This window comes from Crinalium epipsammum PCC 9333 (assembly GCF_000317495.1).
Taxonomy (GTDB): Bacteria; Cyanobacteriota; Cyanobacteriia; order Cyanobacteriales; family PCC-9333; genus Crinalium; species Crinalium epipsammum.
In genome coordinates, this window is the sequence record NC_019753.1 from 1,844,332 (window position 1) to 1,863,685 (window position 19,354).

Consider the following 19,354-nt stretch of genomic DNA (forward strand, 5'->3'; position numbering starts at 1 on the left):
GCAGGGAGTAGGGAGATGAAGGAATGGGGGAAACTCAATCACCTTTCACCAATCACCAATCACCACTTATCAATATTGGTGAACTAGGAGAACAGCTTGTAGCCCAATGGTTACACACTCAAAACTGCGAAATTTTGCATCGTCGTTGGCGTTGTCGCTGGGGAGAGTTAGACTTAATTGCACTGCTAAAGTCATCGGAAGGCGATTTACCTTCAACCGAGAAGCAGCTATTATTTGTAGAAGTAAAAACACGCAGTCAGGGTAATTGGGATAGTGATGGCTTAATGGCAATTACCCCCCAGAAGCAAGCAAAAATTGGGAAAGCAGCGCAAATGTTTTTAGCTACCTACCCGGATTTAGCAGATTTACCTTGTCGCTTTGATGTAGCGTTAGTTAGATTACAACGTTGCGTAAGTTCTTCCAATACCAGCTTTTCTCAAGTAAGCGATTTATCTTCCATAAAGCAAAATTCTCAAGCAATGCTGGCTTTTAAAGGATATCAAGTTATTTTGCAAGATTATATACAAGCCGCTTTTGATTCAATGCTTGACTAAGGGTTAGCTTTGCTCTAATAAGTAGATCAACTTAATCTATATTTCCTTTTCAAGAATCTACTTCTGGCAAAAGTCAAAAGCTTGGTTGTTGATCCCAGATGTGAGCAGATGGACGCAGATTAACGCAGATAACGGGACTTGAACAAAGTTTAAGCCCCGTTAACTGACCACTATTAAAATACTATTTTTAACCCAATATCTTCAAAAAAGTAGATTTATATATCACTAAAAATTAACATACTAAAAAAAATAAACTTTGAGGCAGGAGTAGCCCAGCTTATAGCTGCAATCCTGGCTTTGATTATAGGTTAGACTGCTTTAAATGTGGGATACCAAGTGGTTGTTAAGCAAGTATTTAATTTATTATTAATCCGTAATAAAAAATGAAATTCAAGCAGTTTAGCCGCCAAAAAATACTGGGTTTATCTCATAAGTTTCATTTTCCAAAATCCTTTAATATTTTTACTAAGTTTAAATTACTTGCCTGTTTATTAATGGTCATTGACCACATTGGGGCTGTGTTTTTCCCTCAACTAATCATACTGAGAATAGTGGGAAGGTTGAGTTTTCCTCTATTTGCATACCTGTTTGCCAAAGGATACCAAAACACGCGCAGCCACCTTGATTATTTCATTCGACTACTCTTGTTCGGAGCGATCGCACAAGTACCATACTATTACTTGTTTGGTTGGAAACTAAATATTATTCTAACTTTTGCTTATAACTTAGCATTATTGCGCTTAATCCATTGCATCAAATCATCCCCAATTAAGTTAATTACTCTTATTACAGGCATGGTTGTAGCTTCATGGCTTCAATTCGATTATGGCTGGTATGCAACAGCAATAATTCTGCTATTAATTGCGTATGACCAACAATGTAAGGGAAAATGGGGTTTGATGTGGATCGGATATTGGAGTGTTATTCATGCTTTTTCATGGTTGGTTTTTTCTTACCAGCCAGTTGCACTTTTTGCTGTTGCACTACTACCAGCACATAATACTAAAGCACCCTTATCAAAACCTTCATTGTGGGTAAAATATGGGTTCTATGCTTTTTATCCTCTACATTTATTGTTATTAATGTTAGCAAAAAAGATAATTAGCTAAAAATGAAGTGTAATATAATGTAGATACGTTGTGTGCAATGTCTCTACATTAACCTGACAAGAGAGGTTTAATGTCTGGGCAGGCTTTGGAAATAGCTAATTTGCTTGCTAAAACATTTCAGTCTATAACCTGTGGCTACCTACTTCAATTTTTATAAAGTTACGCTAGAGTTTCTGGGCAATATCCCAAGCCGCGCGTGAATTGCTGGCGAAAGGCTTCAATATCGCTAGAATCTGGGCTACCGTGAGAAACTACGGCAACTTGGTAACGGCGCATCACATCAATTACAGATTGTCCAGTCTCTAAACTCCAAAGCGCCATTTGCATCCGCACTTCTGGGTGGTAGGGAATACCGAGTTCATACATGAAAGCCCGAAAATCACCATGCTGTTCAGGGGTTATCGGTGTAGCCATTTTTACTTTGACCACCCAGCCATCAATCTGATGAATTACTGTAACGAACTTAACAGGTAGACGTGGTATTTTACGCAAATACTCGACTACCCTCAGAGTGAGGCTGGCATTCGCCAGGAAGAACATATAATCCATATTGCCCCTTGGCTTTAAGTCTAAGCAAATGCTATATGTGTATTCTCGCAAGTACTAAGCTTGGTTACTAGGGGAGATACCCCCTATCCTATATGGGTGGAATTACCCAATTTTTAGTATCTGTTGGGTAATGTATTCTAGGTAAATTAACGGAATGGTACAGATTGAATTAGATCGGTTATTAAGCAGCTATGACTATGAACTACCAGAAGAATTAATTGCTCAAACGCCTGCTGTGCCTAGAGATAGTTCACGGTTACTGGTAGTAAATTCCCCTCAGCAACATACTCATAGTATCTTCAGTAATTTAACTGATTTCTTGCTCCCAGGAGATTTGCTGGTGTTGAATAACACCCGTGTAATCCCTGCCCGCCTTTATGGGAAAAAGTCTACTGGCGCACCCGTAGAGGTGTTGTTGTTGGAGGAACAGGATAAAAACTGTTGGTTGGCTTTAGTTAAGCCAGGTAGACGGCTTCAACCTGGGGCAACAATTGTGTTTGAAGCTAACAATTCAGTTAATCAAGATGCAATTTCTAATTTATCGGATGTTGCAGGGGTAAAAATACCTAGTATTTTAACGGCATTGGTGTTAGCTAAGGATGAGGCAACTGGTGGGCGTTTATTACAGTTTGATCTACCCACTGAGATTAATTTTGCTGAGGTGCTAACACTGTTTGGGCAGTTACCGCTACCACCTTATATTACTTCGTCTGAGTCAGAGGCGGAACAATATCAAACTGTTTACGCTCATAGATCAGGTGCGATCGCAGCCCCAACAGCAGGACTGCATTTTACCACTGAGTTAATGCAGCAGTTAAAACAACACCAAATTGAGCAGGCGTATGTCACACTTCATGTAGGGGTGGGGACATTTCGACCTGTGGAGGTGGAAGATATTACTACTCATAAAATGCACCAAGAATGGGTAGAAGTACCACCGTCTACGGTGGAAAAAATTCGGGAAACAAAACTTAATGGTGGACGTATTATTGCTGTAGGTACAACAGTAGCGCGATCGCTAGAAGCAGCAGCTATTAGTGGAGAGTTGCAGCCTTTTTGTGGCAAGACGAATTTATTTATTTATCCAGGCTATCAATTGCGCGTAATTGAGGGGTTAATTACTAATTTTCATTTGCCGCGTTCGAGTTTGATGATGTTGGTGAGTGCTTTGATTGGACGACGACGGTTGCTAGATTTGTATCAGGAGGCGATCGCACAGCGCTATCGTTTTTATTCTTTTGGCGATGCTATGTTGATTTTACCCGAAGCAAGAATTTAGTTTAGTCATCAATCATCAATCATCGGTAATTGTTCATTTTCATACAGGTATTTTTATGTTGAGTCAAAAAAAATCTATTTCTGCAATTGCTATTACTTTGAGTATTTTCGGTTTAACAAATGCTGAAACTGCGTTGTCAGGGGAGATTTTTAAAGGAAAATTAGGCGAATCAACTCTCCGTTCTAAACAGTTAATAGAGGGAAGTTATACTGAAAATATTGATGCAGCAATTTTATTTCAACAAGGAATTAGGGAATATAATCGCAAAAATTACCCAAATGCTGTAGTGGCATTACGCAAGGCGCTGGCATTTGATCCTTCTCTAGCGATGGCTCATTATTTATTAGGTAATAGTTTAGCAGAAGTTGGTGATTTCTCTGGAGCAGTTAATGAGTATCTAGTTACAATTAATTTGCAACCCTCACTGCCAGAAGTTTATTACAACAACGCTGTAGCTTTATCTAAATTAGGACGACTAGACGAAGCAATTAATCAGTACCAGTATGCTTTAAGCTTTAACCCCAGTCTGGTAGATGCTTACTATAACTTAGGTTTAATATTGGAAGCACAAGGAAAAACTGATGCAGCGATCGCACAATACCAGCAAGCAATAAGGATTAACCCTAACTATGCAGCGGCTCAATATAATTTAGGGTTGTTATATTTAAAACAAGAGCAAACAGAACCCGCGATCGCAGCTTTTCAACAAGCAGTTAAAAGTGACCCTAGCTTTGCCCCAGCACATTATCAGTTAGGATTACTTTTAGCTTTAAGAAATGATTTAGATGCTGCTAAAACTTCATTAAACAAAGCGGTTGGGCTTAATCAAGGTTTAGCTCAAGCTCAGTATGGCTTAGGAGTTGTTCATGCTCAACAAGGTGATTATAAAGCTGCTATTGGTAGGTTAGAACAGGCAATTAAGCAAGATCCTAAAAATGTAAATGCTTATCAGCAATTAGGCACAGTGTTAACTCAAAGAGGTAATTATAAGGCGGCTATTGCTACTTTTAAACAAGCAATTCGCCTTAGCTCTGATGATGCCCTAACACACTATAACTTAGCTGTAGCACTCCATCGAGACAAACAATTGCCAGAAGCGATCGCAGAATATAAAGAAGCGATCGTACTAAACCCTAATTTAGCCGATGCTTTTTATAACTTAGGTTTAGCTTTGCAACAATCTAATCAGCGCCAAGATGCTATCTCATTTTTAGCGGAAGCAAGAGAATTATATAACAAGCAAGGTAATCAGGAAAAAACTGAACAAGTTGACCTATTTTTACAGCGTTTAGCTTTACCAGCAACCCCTGCATTACCTCAGAAATAATGGCAGAGGAGGCAGAGGGGCAGAGGGGAAATCAAAAACTTAATTTCCCCGATATGTAGTGCGAGCATCCTGCAAGAAGTGTAAGTTTTGCGTAATTCCTGTAATTGCTAACCGCTAACTGCTTAAATTTGGTAAGCGATTAATATCTTTGTTTGTTCCAATCACGACGATGGCTGAACCTTTATATAGTCGCTGATTAGGATTTGGATTAATCTCAAACTTATCGTTGTAACTTACTGCTAGTAAGTTTAAACCATAACGGCTACGAAGTTGAAGTTCTGAGATAGTTTTGCCATCAAACTCATCAGGAACAATAATTTCAACAATACTGTTTTCTGGATCTAAATCAAATCGATCTAAAATAGCTGGTTTAGTAAGCGATCGCGCTAAGACACAACCAGCTTCATTCTCAGGAAAAACTACCAGATCTGCCCCAACTTTTTTTAACAACTTCACATGAATATCAGACGAAGCTTTTGCTACTACATGAGGTACACCAGCTTCTTTGACATTCAAAGTTGTAATAATGCTTTCTTCTAAATAGTTACCGATGGCAACAATCACAGTATCAAACTCAAAAATTCCCGCTTCTTTCAATGCTGAAGACTGGGTAGAATCTAGTTGCATTGCATGGTTAGCAATTTGATCTGTTAAAGCTTGAGCAACTTTTGCTTCATCAATATCAGTCGCTAATACTTCATGTCCTAATCCGCGCAAGGTCGTACATACAGCCCTACCAAAACGTCCTAAGCCGATCACAGCAAACTGTTTGTTATCTTTGCGTAAACTGCTAAAAAACCGTAACCCTGATAAACTCACTATTTCACCTCAAGATTTTATTTGACAAACTCTTAAATCACCCAACAATTAAGTTTTCTTCGGGATAACGAATAGCACTAGGTTTGGGATCTCCTAAAATAGCTGACATCAAAAGTAAAACGCCTACTCTCCCGACATACATAGTAAGAATTAAAACTAATTTTGCTACAGGTGATATAGTAGCAGTAATTCCCGTTGATAAACCAACGGTAGCAAAGGCTGAAACTACCTCAAACAAAATTTGGATGAAGTTTAAATTTGGCTCAACCAGTGCAATCATCATTGTTGCTAAAACAACTGTCCCAACTGAACCTATTAATACACCAACAGCTTTTAAAATTAGAGAGATAGGTACTTGTCGTTTATATAAAAGTACCTGCTCTTGACCTTGTAAAATTGCTTTAGTACAACTGGTTAAGACTCTTAAAGTTGTGGTTTTCATCCCTCCGCCTGTACCACCTGGAGACGCACCAATAAACATTAAAGCAATGGTAATAAATAAACCAGCAGTAGTCATTTTACCAAAATCAACTGTATTAAATCCTGCTGTTCTAGTTGTCACTGATTGAAACCATGCTGCCATGATTTTATTGACTAAATTCATTTGCCCAAATGTTTCAGGGTTTCTTAATTCTATTAAAAAGAAAGATATTGTTCCCAGGATTAACAGTATAAGAGTTGTGGTAGTAGCAACCTTGAAATTGAGGGAAAATAGCAATCTTTCAGGCTTTTTGGTGAGGCGATCGCGTAACCATAAATACAGTTCCATAATTACTTGGTAGCCAATTCCACCAAAAATAATTAATCCGGTCACTGTAAAATTTAACAAAACTGAAGACTGATAACCAATTAAGTTATCTTTAAACAAACTGAAACCAGCATTATTCCAAGAATTGATACTATGAAATATGGCAATCCACAAGCCTTGATAAAATCCATGTTGCGGGATAAAAACTGGTAAAAGTAGAAAAACCCCGGTTAATTCAAAAATTATTGTTGTAGCAATAATTGAACGTAAAACTTGATCGCTTCCATAAATACTTGAGCGATCTAAAGATTGTTGAATAGCAATTTTATCTCTGAGACTAAATCTCGCACCAATTAATAACAACAGAAAAGTGGTTGCCGTCATATAGCCTAGTCCGCCAATTTGGACAAGCACAACCATCACAAATTGTCCCCAAAAAGAAAAATATGTACCTGTATCTACAACGCCTAAACCTGTAACGCAGACAGCAGAAGTTGCAGTGAATAAAGCAACGAGTGGATCGTTCCAGTTACCGCTACTATTAGAGAAAGGCATCAGCAGCAGAATGGTTCCTACTGCAATCACACTCAGAAATCCCAAGCAAATTGTACGAGAAACTGTCATTATGGAGTTTTAGCTAGAAGAATTATTTTAGAGTTTATAGACGACTTTTGCTATAGGTTGCAGGCTTAAACCCTTGGCGCTAATTGCCACAGGTGCAAAATTTTTGAGAAAGTAATTGCTGATTAGTGACTTCACAGTACTAAATATCCGTCTGAGATTGTATGCCAATTAGCAGCATCGTCTGGTAGGCTGATTTCCGTCTAACAAACGTGCAATCTTATGACTGAGACTCTTTATCAGCAAATTCAGCAATTTTATGACTCTTCATCTGGTTTGTGGGAACAGACTTGGGGAGAACATATGCACCACGGCTACTATGGTGCAGATGGTAGACAGAAAAAAGAGCGCCGTCAAGCACAAATAGACTTGATAGAGGAATTGCTTAACTGGTCAGGAGTACAAAATTTAGCTACCAATGCAGAAGATGCTCCACAAATCTTAGATGTCGGTTGTGGTATTGGTGGAAGTTCCCTGTATTTAGCACAAAAGTTTAATGCTAATGCAACAGGCATCACTCTCAGTCCAGTGCAAGCTGCTAGGGCAAATGAACGCGCTGAAGCTGCGGGGAAAGGGAAGCAGCTTAAATTTTTGGTAGCAGATGCTTTGAATATGCCTTTCCCTGACAACTCCTTTGATTTAGTTTGGTCGTTGGAAAGCGGCGAACATATGCCAAATAAACAGCAGTTTTTGCAAGAGTGCTACCGAGTTTTAAAGCCTGGTGGCACTTTTATCATGGCAACTTGGTGTCATCGACCTACTGATGGGGTAGCAGGAAAACTGAGTGCAGAAGAACAAAAGCACTTGGCAGAAATTTATCGAGTCTACTGTTTACCTTACGTGATTTCGTTACCAGAATATGAAGCGATCGCTCGTAATCTTGGTTTCCAAAACCTCCGCACCGCAGATTGGTCAACAGCAGTAGCACCTTTCTGGGATGATGTGATTGCGTCAGCTTTTAATTTCGATGCCATTATCGGGTTGCTTTCGAGTGGCTGGACAACTATTCAAGCTGCTTTGTCAATGGGATTAATGAGTGGAGGATATCAGCAGGGATTAATTAAATTTGCATTACTATCTGGACAAAAATCATTTGAGGAATAATTGAAAAGTTGCATCTAATATCTCAATTCAATATCTCATCTTAATTGCAAATACTTATGAGCCAGCTTTCTTCGCAAAAATCCTCCCTACAATCTCTTAACTCAATTCCTCTTAATACAGCCAAACAAACAAAGTCCTGGCTATACTCTTTTTGGAAGTTTTCACGCCCACATACAATTATTGGTACTAGCTTAAGTGTTTTGGGATTATACTTAATTTCCCTAGCACTGACTTCTAACAATTTCGCAACTATTCAACTCACTCAACTTATAGGTAGTTGGATTGCTTGTTTATGTGGAAATGTCTACATTGTCGGGTTAAATCAATTAGAAGATGTAGAAATTGATCAGATTAATAAGCCACATCTTCCAATAGCTGCGGGTGAGTTTTCTCGCCAACAAGCGCAGTTAATTGTTGGAGTCATGGGAATTTCTGCGCTGGTGTTGGCATGGCTACAAGGCTTGTATTTATTCGGAATGGTGGGGAGTAGTTTAGCAATTGGTACTGCTTATTCTTTACCTCCGATACGGTTAAAACAGTTCCCTTTTTGGGCTGCTTTATGTATCTTTTCTGTCCGAGGAACAATTGTTAATTTAGGATTATTTTTACACTTCAACTGGGTGTTAACTGGAAATACTCAAATATTTGGTAATATTCCGCCTGCTGTGTGGGCGCTGACGCTATTTATTTTAGTGTTTACCATTGCGATCGCCATTTTCAAAGATATCCCAGATATGGAAGGCGATCGCCAATACAACATTACTACCTTTACAATCAAACTTGGTGGCGCGGCGGTGTTTAATTTAGCACGCTGGGTGTTAACAGTATGCTACTTAGGGATGATTATTGCTGGTGTACTATTGCTTCCCAATGTCAACTCAACATTCTTGGTAGTTAGTCACCTGTTACTTTTAGTTTTAATGTGGTGGCAGAGTAGGGAAGTTGATTTACAGGATAAGCGTGCGATCGCCAGTTACTACCAATTCATTTGGAAGCTATTTTTCTTAGAATATTTCATTTTTCCAGCCGCTTGTCTATTAGCTTAAACAATATGCAATAGGCAGCCTTGAGAATAATACTTCTTTAGGAATAAAATCTTAAGAAAAAATTATATCTCATGCCAGATGAAACCATTAAGTGATTTAATCATACTTAGCTCACCTTAAGCCAAAACCAGCACTTGTAAGGTGGGATAGTTCTCACAATCACATTTTTATTAATTGCTGGGTAAATTTATAAAAAGGAAAAAATGTTTTGAAATGCCAAAATTAAAGCTGATCCATCAAATCACCACAGATGATAGCTCTAGCATCACAGAAAATCTCATAAATCAAACTTACCCGAAACGCCAAAAAGGTTTAGCTGTAAAAGCATGGTTGCTTTCAGCATTAATGACATTGCCACTTTTAACAAGTTGCGGAGGCGGGTCAAATACTCCACCACCTGTTGATGATACTCGTGGTGGCACACGAACAGCGCCTAATTCCAGACAGCCTCAAGCCAAGAAAGGATTAAGTACAACCCAAAAAGTAGCTATTTTGGGAGGTGCAGCAGCTTTGTTCTACCTTTACAATAAAAATAAAAATAAGAAAGGTGAAGGGGCGCAAGGACAGTATTACCTTTCTAAAAATGGCCGTGTTTATTATCGAGATGAGCAAAAGCGCGTTCACTGGGTAACACCACCATCTGGGGGTATCAAAGTCCCAGAGCAAGAAGCTGCACAGTACCGAGATTTTAAAGGTTATAACAATCGATCTGATGGTCGTGACTTAAGAGGTTTGGGTGATGATGCAGTCCCAGCACAGTAAGGGTTTTTGCATTAGTCGGCTCTAAGTACAGCAGCCAACTGGAAATAAAAACCCAATTGTTGCATAAATTTTGACCCTAGTAAACCTATTTCACTCTTCAATTTAATCAGGAGAAAAATAATGGTAGATGAATTTTTCAGAATGGTACAGAATGCCGTAGGTGGCGACGAAGAGCAAGACCGTAATGTGCGTTCAGCTAGTGAAGATCCTTATGGCGACCCTGCTGACCAAGGAGACTACGGCGATGTGCGTTCAGCCAGTGAAGATCCTTATGGCGACCCTGCTGACCAAGGAGACTACGGCGATGTGCGTTCAGCTAGTGAAGATCCTTATGGCGACCCTGCTGATGAAGAGTACAGCTAAATAAATGTGCAATACTCCTGCGGAGTCGCTACGCGAACTGACAAGTCAGCGCTTGCGCGATCGCATTAATGCCATTTAGATGTCACTAAGTCTTCACACTTAGGCACTATCTTTAAATCCGCCCTTGTTTTTCAACATCACAACATTTGCCCCTCAATCAATTGACGGGGCATTTTATTTGCCAGAATTATATATTTTTTTGTAATTAGCATCAAAACCATGAAGCAAACAGGCAAAGTCTATCTTGTAGGTGCAGGATTAGGAAATATAGACTACCTGACAATTCGGGGACAACAACTGTTAGCTCAAGCAGATGTAGTAGTATACGATGCCTTAGTAGATACACAACTTTTGCAACTGGTGTCAACTAATTGCCTAAAGCTGAATGTTGGAAAGCGTGGCGGACTACCATCAACACCACAATCAGAAATTGACTCTTTGTTAGTTAAACAATGCCAATTAGGTAAGCAGGTAGTAAGATTAAAGAGTGGCGATCCGTTTATATTTGGTCGCAGTACTTCAGAAATTCAAGCGTTAATTGCTGCTGGTTGTGAATTTGAAGTAGTACCAGGAATTTCATCAGCACTAGCAGCGCCATTATTAGCAGGAATACCGTTAACTGATCCAGTACTAAGCCGAGGTTTTGCAGTTGTAACTGCCCATGAACCAGATGCTTTAGACTGGGAAGCTTTAGCGCGGATGGAAACGCTAGTAATTTTGATGGGTGGGCGTAATCTTAGTGAAATTATCCAGCATTTAGAAAAAAATGGGCGATCGCTCTCTACACCAATTGCAATTATCCGTTGGGCGGGATTTCCTCAGCAACAAGTTTGGACATCAACCCTAGAAAATATCATCGAACAAACCTCTGGCGTTTCCCTTTCACCAGTAGTAATTGTCATTGGCGAAGTTGTGCAATTAGCGACTAGCAATTAGCAATTATCCCACCTAGAACCTATACAATTAAGTTTGTTTGGGTAGATTGGAATCCCCGACCGTTCACGGCGGGGTGGATGTCAACATAGGACTTACTCACCGAGAGCCTGAAATCTTGATCCCCCCTACCCCCTTAAAAAGGGGGGGAATTCAAAGTCCCCCTTTTTAAGGGGGATTTAGGGGGATCTAAATTTGACACAGAAGTTTAAAAACACGCTCTAGGGGGTGGGGTTTTCCCCTTCTGCATTAATTTCAGAAACTAGCGATTTTAACGTTTCTTCTGCTACATCAACAGCAACTTGGCAGGTTCCCGCGTTAGCATGACCGCCACCGCCATACTTTAACATCAACTCACCAATATTAGTTTGAGAACTGCGATCAAAAATGGACTTACCAACCGCAAAAACTACATTTTGTTTCTTCAGTCCCCACATAACGTGCATAGAGATATTGCAGTCAGGGAACAACCCATAAATCATAAAGCGATTCCCTGCATAAATTACCTCTTCATTTCTCAAATCTAAAACAACTAACTTGCCATAAACAGTTGAGCATCTTTTAATTTGCTCCTTAAACTTTTCTTCTTGCTCAAAGTAAAGCTCAACTCTTTCTTTAACATCAGGCAAGTTAAGAATTTCATCAATACTGTGATTTTTACAGTATTCAATTAATTGCATCATCAAGTTGTAGTTAGAAATTTGGAAATCTTTAAATCTACCTAAACCTGTCCTAGAATCCATGATGAAATTTAATAGTACCCAGCCTTGAGGATGTAAAACCTCATCCATAGCAAATTTGGCTGAGTCAGCTTTATCAACCGCTACCATCATTTCCTGGGAAATCTCAGGAAACTTATCTTGACCACCAAAATAATCATAAACCACCCTAGCGGCTGAAGGAGCATTTGGATCAATAATGTAGCTGTCTTTAAGAATTGGGTTTCTGATAGTTTCACTTAAATGGTGATCGAAGGCTAAACCAACACCTTCTACATAAGGTAAATTGGTAGTAATATCTTGATCTGTAATTTCAATCTTGCCATCCTGCATATCTTTGGGATGAACAAATTTTATTTCATTAATAAGATTTAAACTTTTTAATAAAACTGCACAAACAAGACCGTCAAAATCACTTCTAGTAACTAATCTATATTGTTTGTCGGTGAGTAGCATAGAATTTTTTTCCAAAACAGAATTTCAAGAAAGCTTTGCTTGAATAGCCTTCTAACTAATTGTAAAACAGGTATAACAAAATGCCCTTAACTCAGTTTTCCCAAATTTCTGCTTGAATCCACACTGATAAGTAGAGTAATCTTAGTCATTGATAATTGATAAGCTATGTCTACAACTGAACCCTTAATTTCCAACCCTGAACCCGCGATCGCCAATTCTCAACCCCCACTTGCAGGCAAAACTATTTTGGTTACCCGATCAGCAGGACAGTCAAACCAATTTAGCGATCGCCTGAAGCGAGAAGGCGCTATGGTGATTGAAATGCCTACTCTAGAAATTGGTCATCCTTCTAGCTGGGAAGCCTTGGATAGTGCGATCGCTAACCTCAACACTTTCGACTGGCTAATTCTCACTTCCGCCAATGGCGTAGAGTATTTTTTTGAAAGACTAGGGGCGCAAGGTATATATACTTATGCCTTAGCTAATCTCAAAATTGCCGTAGTTGGTAAAAAAACAGCCGCATATCTAAAACAGCATGGTTTACAAGCTGATTTTATTCCGCCAGATTTTATAGCAGATTCCTTAGTAGAAAACTTTCCAGAACAATTAGCAGGTAAAAAAGTTTTATTTCCTAGAGTGGAAACAGGCGGGAGAGAACTTTTAGTTAAACAATTAACAGCTATTGGTGCAGAAGTTGTAGAAGTAGCAGCTTATGAGTCTCGATGTCCCCAGGAAATCTCACATGAGGCTTTAGAAGCACTTCAGCGCCAGCAGGTAGATATAATTACTTTTGCTAGTTCCAAAACAGTCAAGAATTTTTATCAGTTGGTAGAACAAAATGGCGGTGTGTCTTTAAATGGTGTGGCGATCGCTTCAATTGGTCCTCAAACCTCAGAAACTTGCCATCAGTTATTAGGCAAAGTAGACCTAGAATCACGCGAATATACATTGGAGGGATTAACCCAAGCTATCATCCAATGGGCGAAACCCTTAAATATAGTTTAATTATTTTGAGATAGTTAATTTTCAATTATTAAATTTTGAAACGTATAATCGGGCTTACTGGTGGAATTGGCACTGGCAAGAGTACAGTTTCTAATTATCTTGCCGAGCGCCATTTTCCAGTTTTTGATGCAGACATTTACGCTAGAGTTGCTGTAGAACCAGGTTCAGCAATCCTTGGTCGGATTGCAGCACGATATGGTGCTAGTATTTTGCTCACGGATGGAAGTTTAAATCGGCAAAGTTTGGGTGAGATTGTGTTTAATAACCCAGATGAGCGTAGCTGGTTAGAGCAGCAAATTCACCCTTATGTGCGTCAACATTTAGAAAATGATTTGAACTCAATATCTCAATCAGATGCGACGGTGGTAATGGTAATACCGTTGTTATTTGAAGCGGGGATGACTGATTTAGTTAATGAGATTTGGGTGGTGTATTGTTCACCTACACAACAACTAGAGAGATTGATAGGGCGCGATCGCTTAAAATTAGCCCAAGCGCAAGCTAGAATTAACAGCCAAATGCCCTTACAAGAAAAATGCGATCGCGCTGATGTAATTTTGGATAATACATCTACACTACCAAGTTTACTAAAACAAATAGATTTAGCTTTAGGGTAGCCCTAAGAAACATCAAGAAATAATCTGAGATTCACTCGCTAAAATTGCTGACTCGCCCGTAGATTCTTCTTGGCTTGGAGGTTCCACAGGTTGATTAAAAACGATCCGCAGTAACGGCGGTGCTAGAAACGTAGTCAGAATCACCATGATAATAATAGACACCTCCAATGGCTTATCAAGCACCCCACTGGCAGAACCAATACCAGCAAACACTAACCCGACTTCACCTCTGGGGATCATCCCCACCCCAACCGCTAATCTATTAATTCCAGGTTGACCAAACACTGCCCAACCTGTAACCACCTTGCCAAGAATAGCCACCACCATCAAAAATGTGGCAATAAAAAGTCCAGCGCGATTTTCTGGTACTGTCGGATTTAGCACACCCAGATCCGCCCGTGCGCCCACAGTTACAAAGAAAATTGGCACAAATATATCTGCGATCGGCTTCACCAATTCATCTAACTCATCGCGGGCATCAGTTTCATCCAGAACCAAACCAGCCGCAAAAGCACCTAAAATCGCTTCTAAATGAATCGCACTGCCGATAAATGCCATAAAAAAGGCAAAAATAAATGCTGGAATAATCACATTGCCACGAGTTTTGAATTTCTCCACAATTACAACAAAGCTGTGGTTAAAGATGCCACCCAACAAAATCGCACCGATCAAAAAAGCTGTTGCACTCACAATTAAGTAAATAACATTGGCGACATCAATCTCACCAGTTTTGGCTAAACTTGCTACCACCGCCAGCACAATAATTCCCAATACATCATCAATAACAGCCGCCCCAACAATAATTTGACCTTCCTTAGATTTAAGCTGTCCTAATTCAGACAACACCTTCGATGTAATCCCGATGCTGGTTGCCGTTAAAGCAGCCCCCGCAAAAATTGCTGGAATTGCTGCCACGTGAAATATTGTCATCAAGCCAGCCGTACCTGCTGCAAAAGGAACCGCCACACCAACACAGGCGACGACGGTAGCTTGATACCCCACTTCTTTGAGTTGCCTGAGATCCGATTCCAGACCTATTTCAAATAGCAGAATAATCACGCCCAATTCAGCCAGCACTGAAATAACTTCACTCTTGGTTTCAAATACACTTGTCAGCGCGGCGGGAGAAAGATGATTAATCCATTGCATAACCATCATTACCCCTGAATCAGAGGCTGACAGCCCACTTTCGGGAAAAATTATTAGGTGTAGCGCCGACACCCCCACAATTACCCCTGCAACCAATTCACCCAAAACTGGAGGAAAATCTAGGCGTTTAGCTATTTCCGCGCCGATTTTACTGGCTAGATAAATCACCACTAAACTCAGCAAAACTCCGGTAAGCACAAGTGGTGAATATTCTGCCTCGACCGTTGCTAATAATGGCATAGAAGCGATTGGGGATACTATCCCAGAACTAAAATCTGTAATTGTCTGCTGCAAAAACATGAGTGATAAAAATGCTCTAACTGTTGATACATTAAACCGTGAGGAGACTGAAAGCACGATCAATCATCTCCAAACCCTGATCAACAGTTTCAATTACACTCAACTGTCCCCGCAACTCCGCAGCACCAGCAAACCCCTTGCAATACCACGCCATGTGCTTACGCGCTTGACGTATCCCCTTTTCGCCTTTGTAATCCCACAAAGCTTGTAAATGTTCCTTTGCACATTCCAACAGTTGCACAGGCGTTGCTGGTGGTAATTCCTCCCCAGTTTTTAGAAAGTAATCAATTTCTCCCACCAAAAACGGATAACCTAAAGTTCCCCGCGAACACATCACGCCATCAGCATTTGTTTCTTCTAAACAACGTACTGCTGATTCAACTGAAAATATATCTCCATTAGCAATAACTGGAATTGAGATAACTTCCTTTACTCGTTTTATCCATTCCCAGTTAGCAGAGCCATTATAACCTTGGGCGCGTGTGCGACCATGCACTGTAATCATTTGCGCCCCTGCATCTTGCATTCGTTTCGCAAAATCTAGGATAGTAATTTCCTGATCGCTCCAACCAATCCGAGTTTTAACTGTTACTGGAACATCTACAGCTTTAACTACTTCCCTAACAATTGCCTCAGCAACTTCTGGTTGTCTTAATAAAGAAGAACCGCCACCTTTTTTAGTAATTTTATTAACTGGACAACCCATATTTATATCAACTGTATCAGCACCTTCTGCTACTGCTTTTTGTGCCGCTTCTGCCATAAAATCTGGACGACAATCAAACAGTTGAATGCTAATTGGTTTTTCGTTGGGGTCTACCTCCATAATTTTTGGTAGCTCTTTGAGATAATGCAACCCTGTCGCCTGTACCATTTCGGTATACATCATCGACTCTGGCGCATAGCGACGCACCAAGCGACGAAATACTAAATCTGTCACACCCGATAAAGGAGATTGTAAAACCCGACTTTTAACTTCAAAGTTACCGATTTTTAAAGGTGTGGAAAGTCTGGTTTTCAGGCATAGAGAGAGGGACATAATGCGATGTGGAGGCAATGAGGCTTTTTTAATTAAGACTTACGCAGAGATCCCCCTAAATCCCCCTTAACAAGGGGGACTTTGAATTTCCTCCCTTTTTAAACCCTGCTAGGGGGAGCTAGATTTCAGGCTTTTGGTGCATAAGTCCTATTTATTCTAGGTGCGATCGCATCCCCTGTGGGCTATTCAGAATTTGTGAAATCAAATTATTGATAATTTCTACCTTGAAAACCCGACTACAGACATTCGAGACGGCAAACACAACTATATATATACGGTTCACCCCAATTACTCAACCCAGATATTTACCTACATTAGTTTCAGTGACGTTAATAAATAAATTTGAGGTACATGAGCCAGTCTAGACAACTCTTAAGCCTAACCGTCCCAATTCAGGTTCGGAAAACCACCCTTCAAGAGAAAGCCTAACCGCACTCAGTATATAGATTGGTACATAAGCAGTATTAAAACTAGACTGGCTGCTCTTGAACAACCTAGTTGGTTCAATTAGCAATCCTGTCATCCCTTGCACCCCACAATTTTGTAGTTATAGGAACGAAAGAAGACTCATTATGGCAAAAGTAGTTGGCATTGACTTAGGTACAACTAACTCCTGCGTAGCAGTAATGGAAGGTGGTAAGCCCACTGTTATTGCCAACGCTGAAGGTTTTCGGACAACACCTTCTGTAGTAGCATTTGCGAAGAATGGCGATCGCTTAGTCGGTCAAATCGCCAAGCGCCAAGGGGTAATGAACCCTGAAAATACTTTCTATTCTGTTAAGCGTTTCATTGGGCGTAAGTTTGATGAAATCACCCATGAAGCTACCGAAGTATCTTACAAAGTACTTCGCGACAACAACGCCAACGTTAAATTAGACTGTCCCGCCCAAAGTAAGCAATTTGCTCCAGAAGAAATTTCTGCTCAAGTTCTGCGTAAGCTGGTAGACGATGCTAGTAAGTATCTCGGCGAAACCGTCACCCAAGCAGTAATTACCGTTCCTGCTTACTTCAACGACTCCCAACGCCAAGCAACCAAAGATGCTGGTAAAATTGCTGGTATTGAAGTACTGCGGATTATCAACGAACCTACCGCCGCATCTCTAGCTTACGGTTTAGACAAGAAAAGCAACGAAACCATCATCGTATTTGACCTTGGTGGTGGTACATTCGACGTTTCCATCCTAGAAGTTGGTGAAGGTGTATTTGAAGTATTAGCAACTTCTGGTGACACTCATTTGGGTGGTGACGACTTCGACAAGAAAATTGTTGACTTTCTAGCTGATGAATTCAAACGGCAAGAAGGTATTGACCTGCGTAAAGACCGTCAAGCTTTGCAACGTTTGACAGAAGCCGCAGAAAAAGCCAAGATTGAGCTTTCTAGCGTTACCCAAGCAGAAATCAACCTGCCCTTCATCACAGCTACTCAGGATGGCCCTAAACACTTAGATGTGACCTTAGCACGGGCTAAATTTGAAGAACTTTGCTCTGACTTAATCGATCGCTGCCGCATTCCAGTAGAAAATGCGATTCGTGATGCGAAAATTGATAAGAGTGCGATCGATGAAATAGTTCTAGTAGGTGGTTCCACTCGGATTCCTGCTGTACAAGAATTAGTTAAGCGCATTCTCAGCAAAGACCCCAACCAAACCGTTAACCCAGATGAAGTAGTAGCTATTGGTGCTGCTATCCAAGCTGGTGTATTAGCTGGTGAAGTTAAAGACATTCTGCTACTCGACGTTACCCCACTGTCTTTGGGTGTAGAAACCCTGGGTGGTGTAATGACCAAGATTATTCCTCGCAACACCACCATTCCTACCAAAAAGTCAGAAGTATTCTCGACTGCGGTTGATGGTCAAACCAATGTAGAAATTCACGTTCTACAAGGTGAGCGTGAAATGTCCAATGACAACAAGAGTCTGGGTACTTTCCGCTTAGATGGCATTCCTCCTGCACCTCGTGGCGTACCTCAAATTGAAGTAACTTTCGATATCGACGCGAACGGTATCCTGCAAGTTATGGCGAAGGACAAGGGTACTGGTAAGGAACAATCCATCAGTATTACTGGTGCTTCTACTCTCCCCAACGACGAAGTTGATCGGATGGTTAAGGAAGCTGAGAAGAATTCTTCGGCTGACCGCGAACGTCGTGAGAAGATTGATCGCAAGAACCAAGCTGACTCGCTGGTATACCAAGCTGAGAAGCAAATCACTGAACTAGGCGATAAAGTCCCTGCTGGTGACAAGTCTAAGGCAGAAGGCTTAATTAATGATCTGCGAGATGCTGTTGCTAAAGATGATGACGATCGCATCAAGACCGTGATGCCTGAGTTGCAACAAACTCTTTACACTATCGGTAGCAGTATCTATCAACAAGCTGGCGGCGCTACTGCTGACCCTACAGGCGGTGCTTCAGATGGTGCTAGTGGTAATGGTCAAACCTCCGGCGGCGGTGATGATGTGATTGATGCCGAATTTTCTGAAACTAAGTAAGCTCGCTCATAGCTTAGTTAAATAATGAATGATGGGTAGCGGTTACGCTATCCATCTTTTTTTGATCGCAATTAGCAACAGGTGCAAGATTTCTATTTTAAAAGCGCAAAATGATAGTCACTCGAATTTTTATCACGTTGCACTTGCACGATTAAACCTTATTAAATACTGTTTGATCTGGCGATTTAAAATCATAACAAATTGCTGTTTGGGTTCTACGCTTCTACTCCAAGTAATACATGGTTGAAAGTGTTTTCAGTTCCAGTAATTGATGGTGATGTTTCTCCAGGTAATACACGGAAAGTTGATTAAATTACATGACGGAAACAAAAAATCGAGCAACTTAAACGGTATCGCTTATGACCC

Annotated in this window: 20 protein-coding genes; 12 read left to right on the forward strand and 8 right to left on the reverse strand. The window is 40.4% G+C overall.

The genetic code is table 11. The annotated features are described in order from the left end of the window. Positions 1-23 precede the first annotated feature (23 nt). Positions 24-554: a YraN family protein gene (locus tag CRI9333_RS07795; protein WP_015202621.1), complete on the forward strand. Its 531-nt coding sequence runs from the start codon at positions 24-26 to the stop codon at positions 552-554. Between the two features lie 383 nt (positions 555-937). Continuing rightward, positions 938-1,663, forward strand: coding sequence for a TraX family protein (locus CRI9333_RS24805; protein WP_015202622.1), 726 nt, complete (start codon positions 938-940; stop codon positions 1,661-1,663). Between the two features lie 159 nt (positions 1,664-1,822). Here CRI9333_RS24805 and CRI9333_RS07805 read toward each other — a convergent pair whose 3' ends face one another. After that, positions 1,823-2,212, reverse strand: coding sequence for a hypothetical protein (locus CRI9333_RS07805; protein WP_015202623.1), 390 nt, complete (start codon positions 2,210-2,212; stop codon positions 1,823-1,825). Between the two features lie 154 nt (positions 2,213-2,366). On the opposite strand from CRI9333_RS07805, the gene queA reads away from it, so the two are divergent. Beyond that, on the forward strand, positions 2,367-3,491 hold the full coding sequence (gene queA / locus CRI9333_RS07810) for a tRNA preQ1(34) S-adenosylmethionine ribosyltransferase-isomerase QueA (RefSeq protein WP_015202624.1): 1,125 nt from the start codon (positions 2,367-2,369) through the stop codon (positions 3,489-3,491). 55 nt (positions 3,492-3,546) lie between these two features. Next, entirely contained in the window at positions 3,547-4,818 is a 1,272-nt protein-coding gene (locus CRI9333_RS07815; RefSeq protein ID WP_015202625.1) for a tetratricopeptide repeat protein, read from the forward strand. Positions 4,819-4,932: 114 nt separating this feature from the next. Here CRI9333_RS07815 and CRI9333_RS07820 read toward each other — a convergent pair whose 3' ends face one another. Together CRI9333_RS07820 and CRI9333_RS07825 are read right to left on the reverse strand one after the other, a co-directional pair. After that, entirely contained in the window at positions 4,933-5,637 is a 705-nt protein-coding gene (locus tag CRI9333_RS07820) for a potassium channel family protein (protein WP_015202626.1), read from the reverse strand. Positions 5,638-5,674: 37 nt separating this feature from the next. Continuing rightward, the gene (locus CRI9333_RS07825) at positions 5,675-7,009 is read right to left on the reverse strand and encodes a TrkH family potassium uptake protein (RefSeq protein ID WP_015202627.1); all 1,335 of its coding nucleotides are present in this window, start codon (positions 7,007-7,009) and stop codon (positions 5,675-5,677) included. A gap of 219 nt (positions 7,010-7,228) precedes the next feature. Between CRI9333_RS07825 and CRI9333_RS07830 the strand changes: the two genes are divergently transcribed. The 5 genes from CRI9333_RS07830 (at position 7,229) to cobA (ending at position 11,217) form a co-directional block, all read left to right on the forward strand. Continuing rightward, on the forward strand, positions 7,229-8,110 hold the full coding sequence (locus CRI9333_RS07830; RefSeq protein ID WP_015202628.1) for a methyltransferase domain-containing protein: 882 nt from the start codon (positions 7,229-7,231) through the stop codon (positions 8,108-8,110). 56 nt (positions 8,111-8,166) lie between these two features. Beyond that, the gene (locus CRI9333_RS07835; RefSeq protein WP_015202629.1) at positions 8,167-9,156 is read left to right on the forward strand and encodes a homogentisate phytyltransferase; all 990 of its coding nucleotides are present in this window, start codon (positions 8,167-8,169) and stop codon (positions 9,154-9,156) included. A 279-nt stretch (positions 9,157-9,435) separates the two neighbouring features. Further along, a complete protein-coding gene (locus tag CRI9333_RS07840) occupies positions 9,436-9,918 on the forward strand; it encodes a hypothetical protein (RefSeq protein WP_041226473.1) in 483 nt (160 codons plus the stop codon). A gap of 120 nt (positions 9,919-10,038) precedes the next feature. Beyond that, complete coding sequence (locus tag CRI9333_RS07845) at positions 10,039-10,281, forward strand: hypothetical protein (RefSeq protein WP_015202631.1); 243 nt, start codon at positions 10,039-10,041, stop codon at positions 10,279-10,281. Between the two features lie 219 nt (positions 10,282-10,500). Further along, the gene (cobA, locus tag CRI9333_RS07850; RefSeq protein ID WP_015202632.1) at positions 10,501-11,217 is read left to right on the forward strand and encodes a uroporphyrinogen-III C-methyltransferase; all 717 of its coding nucleotides are present in this window, start codon (positions 10,501-10,503) and stop codon (positions 11,215-11,217) included. A 218-nt stretch (positions 11,218-11,435) separates the two neighbouring features. On the opposite strand, the gene CRI9333_RS07855 is transcribed toward cobA, so the two are convergent. Continuing rightward, the gene (locus CRI9333_RS07855) at positions 11,436-12,389 is read right to left on the reverse strand and encodes an exopolyphosphatase-like protein (RefSeq protein WP_015202633.1); all 954 of its coding nucleotides are present in this window, start codon (positions 12,387-12,389) and stop codon (positions 11,436-11,438) included. A gap of 165 nt (positions 12,390-12,554) precedes the next feature. Here CRI9333_RS07855 and CRI9333_RS07860 point away from each other — a divergent pair, with 165 nt between their 5' ends. Both CRI9333_RS07860 and coaE read left to right on the forward strand, forming a co-directional pair. Next, positions 12,555-13,394 (forward strand): uroporphyrinogen-III synthase, encoded by an 840-nt coding sequence (locus tag CRI9333_RS07860; RefSeq protein WP_015202634.1) that lies wholly within the window; start codon positions 12,555-12,557, stop codon positions 13,392-13,394. Positions 13,395-13,429: 35 nt separating this feature from the next. Next, a complete protein-coding gene (gene coaE, locus CRI9333_RS07865) occupies positions 13,430-14,011 on the forward strand; it encodes a dephospho-CoA kinase (RefSeq protein ID WP_015202635.1) in 582 nt (193 codons plus the stop codon). A 12-nt stretch (positions 14,012-14,023) separates the two neighbouring features. Here coaE and CRI9333_RS07870 read toward each other — a convergent pair whose 3' ends face one another. From CRI9333_RS07870 to CRI9333_RS26640, 4 genes are all read right to left on the reverse strand, one after another. Next, entirely contained in the window at positions 14,024-15,460 is a 1,437-nt protein-coding gene (locus CRI9333_RS07870; RefSeq protein WP_015202636.1) for a cation:proton antiporter, read from the reverse strand. A 31-nt stretch (positions 15,461-15,491) separates the two neighbouring features. Next, positions 15,492-16,499, reverse strand: a complete 1,008-nt coding sequence (dusB, locus tag CRI9333_RS07875) for a tRNA dihydrouridine synthase DusB (RefSeq protein WP_015202637.1) — start codon at positions 16,497-16,499, stop codon at positions 15,492-15,494. Positions 16,500-16,650: 151 nt separating this feature from the next. Next, the gene (locus CRI9333_RS28075) at positions 16,651-16,782 is read right to left on the reverse strand and encodes a hypothetical protein (protein WP_269667518.1); all 132 of its coding nucleotides are present in this window, start codon (positions 16,780-16,782) and stop codon (positions 16,651-16,653) included. Between the two features lie 78 nt (positions 16,783-16,860). Next, positions 16,861-17,022, reverse strand: coding sequence for a hypothetical protein (locus CRI9333_RS26640; RefSeq protein ID WP_157462287.1), 162 nt, complete (start codon positions 17,020-17,022; stop codon positions 16,861-16,863). A gap of 49 nt (positions 17,023-17,071) precedes the next feature. On the opposite strand from CRI9333_RS26640, the gene dnaK reads away from it, so the two are divergent. Further along, a complete protein-coding gene (gene dnaK, locus CRI9333_RS07880) occupies positions 17,072-18,988 on the forward strand; it encodes a molecular chaperone DnaK (protein WP_015202638.1) in 1,917 nt (638 codons plus the stop codon). The last annotated feature ends 366 nt before the right edge of the window (positions 18,989-19,354 follow it).